This is a genomic window from Pseudomonas sp. UBA6315, assembly GCF_002438125.1.
In the GTDB taxonomy this organism is placed as follows: Bacteria; Pseudomonadota; Gammaproteobacteria; order Pseudomonadales; family Pseudomonadaceae; genus Aquipseudomonas; species Aquipseudomonas faucium.
In genome coordinates this window covers 75486-89441 of the sequence record NZ_DJTF01000033.1, presented here as the reverse complement: position 1 = coordinate 89441, position 13956 = coordinate 75486, and the positions used below count along the sequence as shown (strand labels likewise).

Below are 13956 nucleotides of genomic sequence, written 5' to 3'. Positions count from 1 at the left end.
AGGCCGTTCTGCAGGCGCAGAGGGCGGAATTCTTCTTCGCTCAGCTCACCGGCCAGGTAGCGGCGGGTCTGATCACGGAACTGCTTGACGCGGTCCTCGATGATCCGCTGATCGTACTCGTCGTATACGTACATAAAAGTCCTGTCTCAGGCTGCATGCAGCTATTCGCGCGCACGGCCGCGCACTCCGGTTCGGAGCCGAGGAACGATATCAGGTTGGGGTTATGCGCTAAAGTGATGTTTTTGCATATGAAAAGAACCAAACGAACTAACTGAGACTGACTGGCATTTGTTCGTGATTGGCCCTCTGGCGTTTATACTCCGCGGTTTGCCCAAGGGGGACCGCATGCTCAAGGCGCTGTGCCAAAGCTTGTGCCTGAGCTTGCCGCTGGCAGCCACGGCCCAGGCTGCTTCGGTGGTGTTCCTCAACCCCGGGCAATCCACCGAAACCTTCTGGCTCAGCTATTCGCGCTTCATGCAGGCGGCGGCCGACGACCTGGGCATGACCTTGCGCGTGGAGTATGGCGAGCGCAATGCCGAGCGGGCGCTGACCCAGGCGCGAGCGGTGCTCGAAGGGCCGCAGCGGCCCGACTACCTGGTGCTGGTCAACGAGCAGTACGTGGCGCCGGAAATCATCAGGCTTTCCAAGGGAACCGGGGTCAAGCTGTTCCTGGTCAACAATGGCCTGACCGCAGGCCAGGCCGAAAGCATCGAGGCGCAGCCGGGCAAGTACGGGCAGTTGCTGGGCACCCTGACCGGCAACGACGAACAGGCGGGCTACCAGATGCTGCACCAGATGGTTGCGTTGCTGCCGCCCAGCGACGACTTCATCGACCTGGTGGCCTTTTCCGGGGTCAAGACCACCCCGGCCTCGCAACTGCGCGAGCAGGGCATGCGCCGCGCCCTGGCCGATTTCCCGCGGGTGCGTTTGCGCCAGGTGGTGTACGGCGGTTGGAGCCGGCAACGCGCCTTCGAACAGGCCCAGCAGCTGCTGCAGCGTTACCCGCAAACCAAACTGGTGTGGTCGGCCAATGACGAAATGGCCTTCGGCGCCATGCAGGCCTTTGAGGCCGCCGGGCGCAAGCCGGGGCGCGACGTGGTGTTCAGCGCGGTCAACAGCTCGCCCGAAGCGCTGCGCGCACGTATCGACGGGCGCCTGGGCGTGCTGATGGGCGGGCATTTCAGTTTGGGTGGCTGGGCCATGGTGATGCTGCATGATGACGCCCAGGGCCTGGCGATGAACCGCGACGGGCGCGACGAGCACAGCTTGCCGGTGTTGCAGTCGATCGACCCGGCCAAGGCCAGGCGCTGGCTCAAGCTGCTGGAAAAGGACGATTACGGCGTCGATTTCCAGCATTACAGTGCCCAAGGGCGGCCTTCGAGCTACCAGTATCCTTTTCTTGCGTCACCCGTCGACTATTGAAAGACCCTGCTTGAGCAAAGGGCATGGCTCGTCTTAACTGCTGGTGGTGAAGTGCATTCCCATAAACACTACAAGAGGCAATGCAATGGGAAACTCTACCAAGGTCCGCAAAGCTGACAGCAGCGTCGATGCCTGGGCGATTCTCTGCTTGATCGTCCTGGTGGTGGTCACTGCCGTGTATTGGGTCAGCCACCAGTAGCACCTTGTTTTCAGACCGTGATGCCACCTGAGCCGCCCGCGGAAGGGATTTCCGCGGGCGGGTTGCGTTCTAGCGGGCGGTGAGGTGCAGGGCCAGCTGCACCAGGCCGATCAGCACTGCGATGAATACCAGGGTGAATAACGTACCCAATGCGATGAAATGGCTGGCCTTGCCGTGGGTGAAGTCGCGCGCGCGGTTCTTGCCGCTCTGCACGCCGAAGGCGGCGGCGAGGATGCTGTGCAGCATTTGCCAGAAGGTTGGGGGCTTGCCTTGGCTGGAATCGTCCATGGGGGCTCCTGGGGAATCGGAGGCAATCAGGGACAGTGTAGGTGAATGTACCGGACCTATCGCCGGCAAGCCGGCTCACACAAGTAGCGCAGCGCACTCAAGGCCTGCGCTGTCCCTGTGGGAGCCGGCTTGCCGGCGATGGGGGCCCAAACAGTCTTAGCTGTCGTACCCAAGGTTAGGCGCCAGCCAGCGCTCGCTGACGCTCACATCCTGCCCTTTGCGCGCGCTGTAGCTGTCGATCTGGTCCTTGTCCACCTTGCCCACGGCAAAGTACTGCGCCTGCGGGTGGGCAAAGTACCAGCCGCTGACCGCTGCCGCCGGGAACATCGCAAAATGCTCGGTGAGGAACACGCCGCTTGGCCCGGTCTCGCCAATCGCGCTGCCGTCGAGCAGGCGGAACAGCGTTTCCTTCTCGGTGTGGTCCGGGCAGGCCGGGTAGCCAGGGGCAGGGCGGATGCCGCTGTACTGCTCCTTGATCAGCGCCTCGTTGTCCAGATGCTCGTCGCGGGCATAACCCCAGTGCTCCTTGCGCACCTGTTCGTGCAGCCATTCGGCGCAGGCTTCGGCCAGGCGGTCGGCCAGGGCCTTGACCATGATCGAGCTGTAGTCGTCGCCCTTGTCCTGGTAGGCCTTGGCCACTTCCTCGGCGCCGATGCCGGCGGTGGTGATGAAGCCGCCGACATAGTCGGTCACGCCGCTGCCCTTGGGCGCGACGAAGTCGGCCAGGGACAGGTTCGGCTTGCCATCGGGCTTGATGGTCTGCTGGCGCAGGTGGTGCAGGGTGGCCAGTGGCTGGCCATCGTCGCCGTACACTTCGATGTCGTCGTCGGCCACCTGGTTGGCCGGCCAGAAGCCGAACACCGCACGGGCACTGATCAGCTTCTCGTCGATCAGCTTGTCGAGCATCTCGCGGGCGTCCTGGTACAGCGCGGTGGCTGCCTCGCCGACCACTTCGTCGGTGAGGATGCGCGGGAACTTGCCGGCCAGGTCCCAGGAGATGAAGAACGGGGTCCAGTCGATGTATTCGGCCAGGGTGCGCAGGTCGATGTTCTCCAGCACCTTGACGCCGGTGAAGGAGGGCACCGCCGGCTGGTAGCCGGCCCAGTCGTATTGCGGCTTGGTCGCCACCGCCTGGGCATAGCTCAGGCGCTCGGTGCGGGCGCTGCGGTTGGCGGTGCGCTCACGCACTTCGACGTAGTCCTGGCGGGTCTTCTCGACGAAGCCCGGCTTGAGTTCCTTGGACAGCAGCTGCGTCGCGACGCCCACCGCGCGCGAGGCGTCGGTGACGTAGATGACCGCATCGTTGCTGTACTTGGGCTCGATCTTGACTGCGGTGTGCGCCTTGGAGGTGGTGGCGCCGCCGATCATCAGCGGCAGGTTGAAGCCCTGGCGCTGCATTTCGCGGGCGACGTGGACCATCTCGTCCAACGACGGGGTGATCAGGCCCGACAGGCCGATGATGTCGCACTTCTCGTCGCGGGCGGTCTGCAGGATCTTCTCGGCCGGCACCATCACGCCGAGGTCGACGATGTCGTAACCGTTGCAGCCCAGCACCACGCCGACGATGTTCTTGCCGATGTCGTGCACGTCGCCCTTGACCGTGGCCATGAGGATCTTGCCCTTGGCTTCGGGCTTGTCGCCTTTTTCGGCTTCGATGAACGGAATCAGGTGGGCCACCGCCTGCTTCATCACGCGGGCGGATTTCACCACCTGCGGCAGGAACATCTTGCCCGCACCGAACAGGTCGCCCACCACGTTCATGCCGCTCATCAGCGGGCCTTCGATGACCTCGATGGGGCGCGCGCACTGCTGGCGGCACTCTTCGGTGTCCTCGACGATGTGCGCGGTGATGCCCTTGACCAGCGCGTGCTCCAGGCGCTTGCCGACCGGCAGCGAACGCCAGGCTTCGTTTTCCACTTCCTTGGTGGCGCCGCCGCCTCTGTAGTTGTCGGCGATGGCCAGCAGCGCGTCGGTGCCTTCCGGGGTGCGGTTGAGCACCACGTCCTCGACCTTCTCGCGCAGCTCGGCGGGGATCTCGTCGTAGATCTCCAGCTGGCCGGCGTTGACGATACCCATGGTCAGGCCGTTGCGGATGGCGTGGTAGAGGAACACCGAGTGGATCGCCTCACGCACCGGGTTGTTGCCGCGGAACGAGAACGACACGTTGGACACGCCGCCCGAGCTCAGGGCATGGGGCAGGTGGTCGCGGATGTAGGCGCAGGCCTCGATGAAGTCGACGGCGTAGTTGTTGTGCTCTTCGATGCCGGTGGCGACGGCGAAGATGTTCGGGTCGAAGATGATGTCTTCCGGCGGGAAGCCCACTTCGTTGACCAGGATGTCGTAGCTGCGCTGGCAGATTTCCTTCTTGCGCGCGGCAGTGTCGGCCTGGCCGACCTCGTCGAAGGCCATCACCACCACGGCGGCGCCATAGCGCTTGCACAGGCGGGCGTGGTGCTTGAACTGCTCGACGCCTTCTTTCATGGAAATCGAGTTGACGATGCCCTTGCCCTGGATGCACTTGAGGCCCGCCTCGATCACTTCCCACTTGGAGGAGTCGATCATGATCGGCACGCGGGAGATGTCCGGTTCGCCGGCGATCATGTTGAGGAAGCGGACCATGGCGGCCTGGGAGTCGAGCATCCCTTCGTCCATGTTGATGTCGATCACCTGGGCGCCGGCCTCGACCTGCTGCAGGGCGACTTCCAGAGCCTCGGTGTAGTTCTCTTCGCGGATCAGCCGGGCGAACTTGGCGGAGCCGGTGATGTTGGTGCGCTCACCGACGTTGACGAACAACGACTGGCGATCGATGGTGAACGGCTCCAGGCCCGACAGGCGGCAGGCCTTGGGGATTTCCGGGATCTCGCGCGGCTTGTACTTGGCGACCGCTTCGGCAATGGCCTGGATGTGGCCCGGGGTGGTGCCGCAGCAGCCGCCGATGATGTTGAGGAAGCCACTGGCGGCGAATTCTTCGACCACTGCGGCCATCTCGGCCGGGGTTTCGTCGTATTCGCCGAAGGCGTTGGGCAGGCCGGCGTTGGGGTGGGCCGAGACGTGGGTGTCGGCCTTGGTCGACAGCTCTTCCAGGTACGGGCGCAGGTCCTTGGCGCCCAGGGCGCAGTTGAGGCCCACGGAAATCGGCTTGGCGTGGCGCACCGAGTTCCAGAACGCTTCGGTGGTCTGGCCCGACAGGGTGCGCCCGGAGGCGTCGGTGATGGTGCCGGAGATCATGATCGGCAGTTCGACGCCGTCGTCCTCGAACACCTGCTGCACGGCGAAGATCGCGGCCTTGGCGTTGAGGGTGTCGAAGATGGTCTCGATCAGGATCAGGTCGGCGCCGCCCTCGATCAGGCCGCGGGTGGCTTCGATGTAGTTGGTCACCAGCTCATCGAAGGTGACGTTGCGATAGCCCGGGTCGTTGACGTCCGGGGAGATCGAGCAAGTGCGGCTGGTCGGGCCGAGCACGCCGGCGACGAAGCGCGGCTTGTCGGGCGTTTCCAGGGTCTTGGCATCGGCCACCTGGCGGGCGACGCGCGCGCCCTCGACGTTCAGCTCGTAGACCAGCGATTCCATGCCGTAGTCGGCCTGGGAAATCTGCGTGGCGTTGAAGGTGTTGGTTTCGAGGATATCGGCGCCGGCATCGAGGTAGGCTTTCTCGATCGCGGCGATCACATCCGGGCGGCTGAGCAGCAGCAGGTCGTTGTTGCCCTTGACGTCGCTTGGCCAATCGGCGAAACGCGTGCCACGATAGTCGTGTTCCTCGAGGCGATAGCTTTGGATCATAGTACCCATGCCGCCGTCGAGGATCAGGATGCGCTCTTTGAGTGCGTGCTGGAGTGCTTGGAGACGAGCGCTGCGGTCGGACATAGGAACTACCTGGTCGGGCAAATATCAGAAGGTGCGGAATCATAACAAAGCTGCGCGGTTTTTAGGCGCATCGGCCATTTGCATGAATTCTGTTCATGTTCAGGCGCAAGCACCCAGGACGACCAGGCATATCGTGATAGCTTTCAAGAACCAGGACTTACGGCACATGGTGCATCGCCTTATGGTTGCCGCTTTCGCCTTGCTGACCAGCAGCATGGCGTTCGCGCAGCCCCCCCAATCGAGCCCGGCAATTTCCTACACCCGGGATATCCAGCCGATCTTCACCGAGAAGTGCGTGGCCTGCCACGCGTGCAACGACGCCGCCTGCCAGCTCAAGCTGGAAAGCCCCGAAGGGGCGGTACGCGGCGCCACCAAGGTACCGGTGTACCAAGGTGACCGGAGCAAGGCGGTGCCCACCACGCGGCTGTTCTACGACGCCCACAGCGAACAGGAGTGGCGCAAGAAAGGCTTCTATTCGGTGCTCGACAACCTGGGCAGCCAGGCCGCGCTGATGGCGCGCATGCTCGAGCTGGGGCACAAGACGCCCATCACCCCCAATGCCAAGCTGCCCGATGACATCGTCCTGGGCCTGAACCGCACCAACATGTGCCCGTTGCCCCACGAGTTCGACGCCTACGCCGGCGCCCACCCACAAGAGGGCATGCCGCTGGCCGTGACCGGCCTGACCGACAAGGAATACGACACCATGCGCCGCTGGCTGGCCGCCGGTGCCCCGGTGGAGTACCAGCCGATCAAGCCCAGCGACGCCGAAGCCCGGCAGATTGCCGACTGGGAAGAGCTGCTCAACCGCCCGGGCTCGACCGAAGCCCTGGTCGGCCGCTGGTTGTACGAGCACCTGTTCCTGGCGCACATCTACTTCGTCGGCGGCGAGCAGGGCCACTTCTTCCAGTGGGTGCGCTCGCGCACGCCAAGCGGCCAGCCGGTCGACCTGATCGCCACGCGGCGCCCCAACGACCCGCCCGGCACCGATTTCTACTATCGGTTGATTCCGGTGCAGGGCGTGATCGTGCACAAGACCCACATCACCTACCCCATGGGGCCGCAGAAGCTCAAGCGGGTGAAGCAGCTGTTCTATGCCGGCGACTGGCATGCCACGGCACTCCCGGGCTATGGCCCGCGCCACCGGGCCAACCCGTTCGAGACCTTCGAGGCGATCCCGGCGGTGGCGCGTTACCAGTTCATGCTCGACAACGCCGAGTATTTCGTGCGCACCTTCATCCGCGGCCCGGTGTGCCGCGGGCAGATCGCCACCGACGTGATCCGCGACAACTTCTGGGCGCTGTTCCAGGAGCCGGCCCACGACCGCTACATCACCGACGCCAAGTACCGGGGCGAGGCCACGCCGCTGCTGGCGATGCCAGGCCAGATCGACGACGTGGGCAGCGTACTGTCGCTGTGGCACGCCTACCGCGACAAACGCAACGACTATGAAAAGCTGCGCCGCGAAGCCTACGCCGAAATGCCGGCACCGGGCTGGGCCACGCTGTGGGCCGGCAACGACAATGCCTTGCTGAGCATCTTCCGCCACTTCGACAGCGCCTCGGTGACCAAGGGCCTGATCGGCGACGTGCCGCTGACCGTGTGGCTGTTCGACTACCCACTGTTCGAGCGCACCTATTACCAGCTGGCGGTCAACTTCGATGTGTTCGGCAACGTCTCGCACCAGTTGCAGACGCGCTTGTACTTCGACCTGATCCGCAACGGCGCCGAGGTCAACTTCCTGCGCCTGATGCCGGCCGGCCAGCGCGGGGCGATCCTCAGCAACTGGTACCAGAACAGCGGCAAGGTGAAGATGTGGCTCGACTACGAAGACATCGACACCGACACCCCGACCGGCATCGCGCTCGACCCGCGCGACCCCAAGCGCGACTTCGGCCTCAAGCTGCTGCAGCGCACCGGCAGCCTCAATGCCGCGCCTGACCCGATCAACCGCTGCCAGGGCGCCTACTGCTCGCGGCCGCAGGTCAGCGAAGAGTTCCGCAATGCCGAGCAGTCGCTCAGCCGCCTGGTGTCGCGCCCGGCCGCGGGCCTGAAGGTGATCAACCAGCTGCCCGAGGCGACCATGCTGCGCATCGAAGGCGAGGGCGGCCAGCGCCAGGTCTACAGCCTGTTGCGCAACCGCGCGCACAGCAACGTGGCGTTCCTGCTCGGCGAAGCCTCGCGCTACCAGCCGGGGCTGGATACCTTGACCCTGTACCCGGGGGTGCTCAGCAGCTACCCGAACTTCATCTTCAACATCCCGACCAAGGATGTGCCGGAGTTCGTCGAAGACATGGAGTACGCCCGCGATGATGCTGCCAAGTTCGAGCGCATCGTCATGCGCTGGGGCGTGCGCCGCAGCCATCCAGAGTTCTGGCGCTACTTCCACGACCTCAACAGCTACATCAAGGAAACCACCCCGGTCGAGGCGGGTGTGCTGGACATGAACCGCTACGAGAACCTCTGATCGGGTTGGCTGACCTTTCCGAAGGCCCTGCGGTCGGAAACGGTGGGTGGCCCAATCGCCGGCAAGCCGGCTCCCACAAGGATCGATGCTGCACCTGAGCTTTGTGGGAGCCGGCTTGCCGGCGAACGAGCGCGACGCGCTCGCCGGGCCTCAATGCACCGGCAATCGCAGGGTATTTCATGCTGTATTCGCTTCAGGCACTGCGGGCGTTCGCCGCCTGGGTGGTGGTTTGCCACCACTTCATGCAGATCTTCTTCGACTTCCACGCCACCGGCCCCATCGGCCAGTTGCTCACCGACCGCGGCGCGGTGGGCGTCGACATCTTCTTCGTCATCAGCGGGCTGGTGATCTACCTCTCGACCCGTGACAAGGCCATCGAACCGCGTCAGTTCCTGCTCAACCGAGCCCTGCGTATCGTCCCTGCCTACTGGTTCTACACCGCGCTGATGGCGGCGCTGCTGTTGGCCTTCAGCCAGTGGATGCCGCATCAGGAATTCGCCTGGCACCACCTGTTGCTGTCGCTGCTGTTCATCCCGGCGGAAAACCCCGGTGGCTATGGCCTGTACCCGACCCTGAACGTGGGCTGGACGCTGAATTTCGAGATGTTCTTCTACCTGCTGTTCGGCCTGGCGTTCCTGGTTCGCCAGCGCCATCACCTGCTGCTGGTGACGTTCGCCTTGCTGCTGGTCAGCGAAGTGCTGGGCCGCCTGGGCGTGCTCAGCCGCTTCTACAACAACGACATCATCTACGAGTTCCTGCTCGGCATCGGCCTGGGTGTGCTGTATCGCCGTGGCCTGATCCGCGAGGGTGTGTGGCTGCCGTTGGCGATACTGGGCCTGGCGGGCTACGCGCTGTATCACCTCGACGCTTCCCAGCGCCTGCTGCACTGGGGCTTGCCCAGCGCGCTGGTGGTGCTGGCGTTCGTCGCCCTGGAGCCGTACTTCCAGGGCAACCGGGTGCTCAAGGCGCTGGGCGACTGCTCGTACTCGGTGTACCTGGTGCACGTGCTGGTGCTGTATGCCGGCTGGTTCGCCAGCCAGCGCCTGCACCTGAACCCCTACCTGGTGTTCGCCCTGTGCGTGCCGTCCATTGGACTAATGTCGTGGTTCAGCTACCAATGGCTGGAACGTGGCCTGTACCGCCGAATGCAGGCCTGGCTGGCGGCGCCACGGGGCCAGAGCCCGGCATTGGCGCTATCCCGAGTCAAATACTAGGACTTTGTTCAAGGGCCAGGTTGGCGTACACTTGGCCGCAAGTCTGTGAGGAACTTCCATGAGCGCTATAACCATTACCGACGCCGCCCATGATTACCTGGCCGATCTGCTTTCCAAGCAGAACACGCCTGGCATCGGCATTCGCATTTTCATCACCCAGCCGGGCACCCAGTACGCCGAAACCTGCATCGCCTACTGCAAGCCGGGCGAAGAGAAGCCCGACGACGAGCCGGTGGGCCTGAAGAGCTTCACCGCCTACCTCGACGCGGTCAGCCTGCCGTTCCTGGAAGACGCACTGGTCGACTACGCCACCGACCGCATGGGTGGCCAGCTGACCATCAAGGCGCCTAACGCCAAGGTGCCGATGGTCAACGAAGACAGCCCGATCAACGAGCGCATCAACTACTACCTGCAGACCGAGATCAACCCGGGCCTGGCCAGCCACGGCGGCCAGGTGAGCCTGGTCGACGTGGTCGACGATGGCATCGCGGTGCTGCAGTTCGGTGGCGGTTGCCAGGGCTGCGGCCAGGCCGACGTGACCTTGAAGGAAGGCATCGAGCGCACCCTGCTCGAGCGCATTCCGGAGCTCAAGGGCGTGCGTGACGTGACCGACCACACCCAGAAAGAAAACGCCTACTACTGATAGGGTTTTTGTGGGTCTCTAGCAACAAACTGTTACGGTTTCAACCCCTGCGACAACAGGCCGCAGCCCGTGTTTAAAGGGCTGCGGGCCATCTTGGCCTTGGTCGGGTAGAAGCCCTCGGGGCGTCATGCAAGAATGCCCCGGTTTTTCGGCCGGCCCGCTTCTGGGGCGGGCACCTTCCCTGTAAAGGATGGTTTCATGAATGATCTGTTGACCCGGCGCGCCGTAGTCGCCGGGATGGGCGTTCTCGGGCTCGGCCTGCTGGCCGGCTGCAGCCCGGCCCGGGGGCTTGATTTCAAGTACGGCAAGAACATGAGCAACGAGATCCTCGGGCGCAAGTTCCGCCTCAAGGACCCCCAGGGCAACGAACGCACCCTGTCGAGCTTCTACGGCAGCATGCCGATGATCTTCTTCGGTTTCACCCAGTGCCCGGCGGTGTGCCCGACGACCCTGGCGCGCGCGGCGCAAATCCGCAAGCTGCTCAGGGGCCGCGACCGCGACCTGTTCCAGGTGGTGTTCATCACCCTGGACCCGGAGCGCGACACCCCCGAAGTGCTCGATGCCTACGTCAAGGCCTTCGACCCGACGTTCACCGCGCTCACCGGTACCCCCGAGGAAATCGCCGCGGTGGCCAAGGAGTTCAAGGTCTTCTACGAGAAGGTGCCTGCCGGTGACACCTACACCATTTCCCATTCGTCCACCAGCTACGTCTACGACACGCGTGGCACCCTGCGCTTGAGCCTGGGCCATTCCCTGAACGCCCAGGAATGTGCCGAAGACCTGCGTACCCTGATGGAGATCTGCTGAATGTCGATGCAACCAATCAAGCGCGGCCTGGCCGTGCTGGCACTGATGGGTCTGGCCCTGCCGGCCCTGGCCGAAACCACCGTGAGCGATGCCTGGGTGCGTGCCAGCGTGCCACACCAGCAGTCCACCGGTGCCTTCATGACCCTCACCGCCAGCAGCGACAGCAAGCTGGTGGGCGTGGCTTCGCCCGTGGCCAAGACCGTGCAGGTGCACGAGATGACCATGAACGGTGACGTGATGGGCATGAAGGAAGTGAAGGCCGTCGAGCTGCCGGCGGGCAAGCCGGTGAGCCTGGACCCCAACGGCTACCACGTGATGCTGATGGGCCTTAACCAGCAGGTGAAGGAAGGCGAGAAAGTGCCACTGACCCTGACCATCGAAGATGCCAAGGGCGGGAAGGAAACGTTGAACGTGCAGGCAGAAGTGAAGGCCCTGACCGCCGAGGCCGGCGGGCATGACCACATGCACATGAAGCACTGATTCAACTGATGCACCGGGGGCCGCGCAATGCGGCCCCTGTTCGTTCAGCTACGAAAGCGTGGCAAAGGCCTGTCGAGCGTCAACGACGTCAAGGTCTTTCGCACCTGGGCCTCGTCGGCCTCCAAGGCCTTGAGGCTTGCGCGGATCTTGCCAGCGGCGGGCACATCGCCCTGCCGGTCGATCCAGTCGGCAATCTCCTTGCAGGCACTGCTCAGGCAGGCTTGGCGCTGGTTCATCAGCGACAGCAGGGTGGTGAGCTCTCTTTCGGACATGGCGGGATCCTCCGTTCAGCCCTGTGAGTGTAGCAGAGGATTGGCCGGGCTCTGCTGGCTTTGCCAGGACGCATTTAAGGCGCGCTTCCAAGGCGCAGAAACAACTCGTTACTTATAAACAGTATGTTTAAAGTTACTGCCATTGCGTTGTCTTCGGGTGATGCTCGGCATCTGAAGTTAAATGGTTGTAGCGCCTGGTAGAGCGGTCTGGCAGTCGAAGTATAGAAGAGAATTGTACGTAGGAATATTCCTACGCACTGACCTGCGCCTCCAGCCAGTATCTGGGTTTTTAGAGTTTGGGCATTGAGCGAAACCTGAAAATGGTCCTAGATTGATATTGCCCGCACCAACCAAGGGCGATTTCAATAATCTGAAAGGAGTTCTCTTATGAAATCTGCAATCGAACTGTTCCGCACCGATGTAACGGGCGTTACTACCCAAGGTGTGTGCATGTGGTAAGCAAGGGGGCGGCCTAGTGCCGCCCCTCTCTACCTCTTGAAAGGAGCATGGTTTATGGATGATCGTGGCTACCACACCATTTGGGATATAACCGGTGCCAGCGCAAAGTTGCTGACCAACGATAAGACATTGCATCGCTTTTTTCTAACTGTATTGCAGGCGTCCGGGTTCACCGTCATCAGCGATATGCTCCACAAGTTTTCTTCAGGCGGGGAGGGTGTGACGGGGATCTTTCTATTGTCGGAGTCGCACCTTTCCTACCATACCTACCCCGAGCGTGGGTATATCAGTATCGATGTCTATACCTGCGGCAAAGGCAACCACTCGATCAATGAACGGATTGCAGCGTTTTTTGGTGAGGACGTCCAGGTCAACAGGAGGACGCTGTTGCGCGGCAGTGTGGTGACTGGCTTGTCGGGGGGGCGATATGCGACTGCTCGATAAAGGCCTGGTAAAGTTCGATTATCAATTTCCGCTCTATAACTTCTTCTTCCCGGCTCAGACGCACAACTGCTATGCGCCCGACACAAGCCAATTTTCAGAAATCATGGCCGGCGCCAATCAATCGGCACGTTCGCGTGCGTTGTATTTTCATGTGCCCTTTTGCGAAGCCATTTGTTCGTTCTGCCCTTTCACGCGGGGGCTGTACAAGAGTGCCGACGACATTGACCGATATACGCAGGCGCTGATCCGGGAGATCGAATACAAGGCGCAGATGATCGATTTGAAAGCGGTGCCAGTCAGGGCAATATTTTTTGGTGGCGGCACCCCTTCACTGTTGTCGCCGCGAAATATCCAGGACATTGGCGAGGCATTGCATCGTCACTTCGATATGAGCGAAGTGAAGGAGTTTTCATTCGAATTCAATGTCACCAGTGTCACCGAAATGCGTGCGCGGGCGCTGGCCGATATCGGGGTGACCCATGCGCGCTTTGGGCTGCAAACGGTAGACAGCGAATGGCGCCAGCTATTTAACCTCGACCCCGACATTGGCAAGATCGAGCGTGCCGTTGAACAGTTGCGCGCCCATTTCGGCCATGTGCTGTGTGACATTCTCTACGGCATGAACGGCAGCAACGAACAACAGACACTCGCCGACATCGACAAGGCTGTCGCCATGGGTGTCAGCAATGTCGATATCTACCCCATCAACAATGCCGCCACCTCCGTCAAGTTGCACAAGCAGATCAGGGCACGCTCCACGGAGGTAATGCCCGCCATGCGCAAGCTCAACATGAAGTTCATGCTCGATGAGCACCTGCGCCAGTATGGTTATGTGCCGTACAACGGCCATGGCTATGTGCACAGGCCCGCACAGTCCGGTGAACTGTTCAGCGATGATTACGCGTTCATCTACCACGAACATGTCTACGGCTATGCCGATCACGACCTATTGGGCTTTGGTGTGGGCGCTATCTCGTCGGTGGCAGGGCACGTCATTACCAACGTTTCCCTGCGCGAAAAATATACCCAACGCATGACGGCAGGCGAGCACCTGTGCCAGGTCAGCCGGCACGACCCGGTGCTGGATGTGGTCAAGCCGCTTGTGCTGCGCCTGGCCTACCACGGTTCGGTCGACATGCGGCTGGTCGAGCTGGGCCGTGTGCCCAAGGCGCTGATGCAGCGGCTCGATGCATTGGTCCAGTCCGGCCTGGTGGTGGAGGACAACCATTACTACCGGCTGACCCGGCTTGGTTGGCTTTGGTACAGCAACATCATGTTCTACCTGATGCCTGCAAGTGAGCAGGACATTCTCCGAAAGCTGGTGTTCGAACGGCTCGATGTCCCTGGGCGGGACATCACGGAACATGAATTGATTTATGCCGCTGGCTGAGGAAAGC

The 13956-nt window shown here is 62.4% G+C and carries 12 protein-coding genes; 8 read left to right on the top strand and 4 right to left on the bottom strand.

Translation table 11 applies throughout. From position 1 onward, the window contains the following. A partial coding sequence (locus tag B3E94_RS04230) for a hypothetical protein (RefSeq protein ID WP_286912448.1) occupies positions 1-134 on the bottom strand: 134 nt, incomplete at its 3' end. A gap of 211 nt (positions 135-345) precedes the next feature. Here B3E94_RS04230 and B3E94_RS04225 point away from each other — a divergent pair. After that, complete coding sequence (locus B3E94_RS04225; RefSeq protein ID WP_176516757.1) at positions 346-1422, top strand: ABC transporter substrate-binding protein; 1077 nt, start codon at positions 346-348, stop codon at positions 1420-1422. A 268-nt stretch (positions 1423-1690) separates the two neighbouring features. On the opposite strand, the gene B3E94_RS04220 is transcribed toward B3E94_RS04225, so the two are convergent. Together B3E94_RS04220 and metH are read right to left on the bottom strand one after the other, a co-directional pair. Further along, entirely contained in the window at positions 1691-1909 is a 219-nt protein-coding gene (locus B3E94_RS04220; RefSeq protein WP_012271636.1) for a DUF2970 domain-containing protein, read from the bottom strand. A 156-nt stretch (positions 1910-2065) separates the two neighbouring features. After that, on the bottom strand, positions 2066-5773 hold the full coding sequence (gene metH, locus B3E94_RS04215) for a methionine synthase (protein WP_286912444.1): 3708 nt from the start codon (positions 5771-5773) through the stop codon (positions 2066-2068). Between the two features lie 166 nt (positions 5774-5939). Here metH and B3E94_RS04210 point away from each other — a divergent pair, with 166 nt between their 5' ends. The 5 genes from B3E94_RS04210 to B3E94_RS04190 all read left to right on the top strand — a co-directional run bounded on the left by B3E94_RS04210 (position 5940) and on the right by B3E94_RS04190 (position 11384). Further along, on the top strand, positions 5940-8240 hold the full coding sequence (locus tag B3E94_RS04210; RefSeq protein ID WP_286912443.1) for a fatty acid cis/trans isomerase: 2301 nt from the start codon (positions 5940-5942) through the stop codon (positions 8238-8240). Between the two features lie 179 nt (positions 8241-8419). After that, the gene (locus B3E94_RS04205; RefSeq protein ID WP_176516763.1) at positions 8420-9454 is read left to right on the top strand and encodes an acyltransferase family protein; all 1035 of its coding nucleotides are present in this window, start codon (positions 8420-8422) and stop codon (positions 9452-9454) included. A gap of 58 nt (positions 9455-9512) precedes the next feature. Further along, positions 9513-10097 (top strand): Fe-S biogenesis protein NfuA, encoded by a 585-nt coding sequence (gene nfuA, locus B3E94_RS04200; RefSeq protein ID WP_176516764.1) that lies wholly within the window; start codon positions 9513-9515, stop codon positions 10095-10097. Positions 10098-10295: 198 nt separating this feature from the next. After that, positions 10296-10904, top strand: a complete 609-nt coding sequence (locus B3E94_RS04195) for an SCO family protein (RefSeq protein WP_176516765.1) — start codon at positions 10296-10298, stop codon at positions 10902-10904. After that, on the top strand, positions 10905-11384 hold the full coding sequence (locus B3E94_RS04190) for a copper chaperone PCu(A)C (RefSeq protein WP_176516766.1): 480 nt from the start codon (positions 10905-10907) through the stop codon (positions 11382-11384). Between the two features lie 44 nt (positions 11385-11428). Here B3E94_RS04190 and B3E94_RS04185 read toward each other — a convergent pair whose 3' ends face one another. Further along, complete coding sequence (locus tag B3E94_RS04185; protein ID WP_003250422.1) at positions 11429-11656, bottom strand: hypothetical protein; 228 nt, start codon at positions 11654-11656, stop codon at positions 11429-11431. 513 nt (positions 11657-12169) lie between these two features. Here B3E94_RS04185 and speD point away from each other — a divergent pair. Both speD and B3E94_RS04175 read left to right on the top strand, forming a co-directional pair. Beyond that, complete coding sequence (speD, locus tag B3E94_RS04180; protein ID WP_286912442.1) at positions 12170-12559, top strand: adenosylmethionine decarboxylase; 390 nt, start codon at positions 12170-12172, stop codon at positions 12557-12559. Further along, entirely contained in the window at positions 12543-13949 is a 1407-nt protein-coding gene (locus B3E94_RS04175; protein ID WP_286912441.1) for a coproporphyrinogen-III oxidase family protein, read from the top strand. Before speD ends, B3E94_RS04175 begins: the two co-directional genes overlap by 17 nt. Positions 13950-13956: the final 7 nt, after the last annotated feature.

Bases quoted from the DNA above. Each gene is read 5' to 3' on its own strand.
- B3E94_RS04225 (WP_176516757.1), top strand. From the start codon at position 346: ATGCTCAAGGCGCTGTGCCAAAGCTTGTGCCTGAGCTTGCCGCTGGCA.
- B3E94_RS04220 (WP_012271636.1), bottom strand. From the start codon at position 1,909: ATGGACGATTCCAGCCAAGGCAAGCCCCCAACCTTCTGGCAAATGCTG.
- metH (WP_286912444.1), bottom strand. From the start codon at position 5,773: ATGTCCGACCGCAGCGCTCGTCTCCAAGCACTCCAGCACGCACTCAAA.
- B3E94_RS04210 (WP_286912443.1), top strand. From the start codon at position 5,940: ATGGTGCATCGCCTTATGGTTGCCGCTTTCGCCTTGCTGACCAGCAGC.
- B3E94_RS04205 (WP_176516763.1), top strand. From the start codon at position 8,420: ATGCTGTATTCGCTTCAGGCACTGCGGGCGTTCGCCGCCTGGGTGGTG.
- nfuA (WP_176516764.1), top strand. From the start codon at position 9,513: ATGAGCGCTATAACCATTACCGACGCCGCCCATGATTACCTGGCCGAT.
- B3E94_RS04195 (WP_176516765.1), top strand. From the start codon at position 10,296: ATGAATGATCTGTTGACCCGGCGCGCCGTAGTCGCCGGGATGGGCGTT.
- B3E94_RS04190 (WP_176516766.1), top strand. From the start codon at position 10,905: ATGTCGATGCAACCAATCAAGCGCGGCCTGGCCGTGCTGGCACTGATG.
- B3E94_RS04185 (WP_003250422.1), bottom strand. From the start codon at position 11,656: ATGTCCGAAAGAGAGCTCACCACCCTGCTGTCGCTGATGAACCAGCGC.
- speD (WP_286912442.1), top strand. From the start codon at position 12,170: ATGGATGATCGTGGCTACCACACCATTTGGGATATAACCGGTGCCAGC.
- B3E94_RS04175 (WP_286912441.1), top strand. From the start codon at position 12,543: ATGCGACTGCTCGATAAAGGCCTGGTAAAGTTCGATTATCAATTTCCG.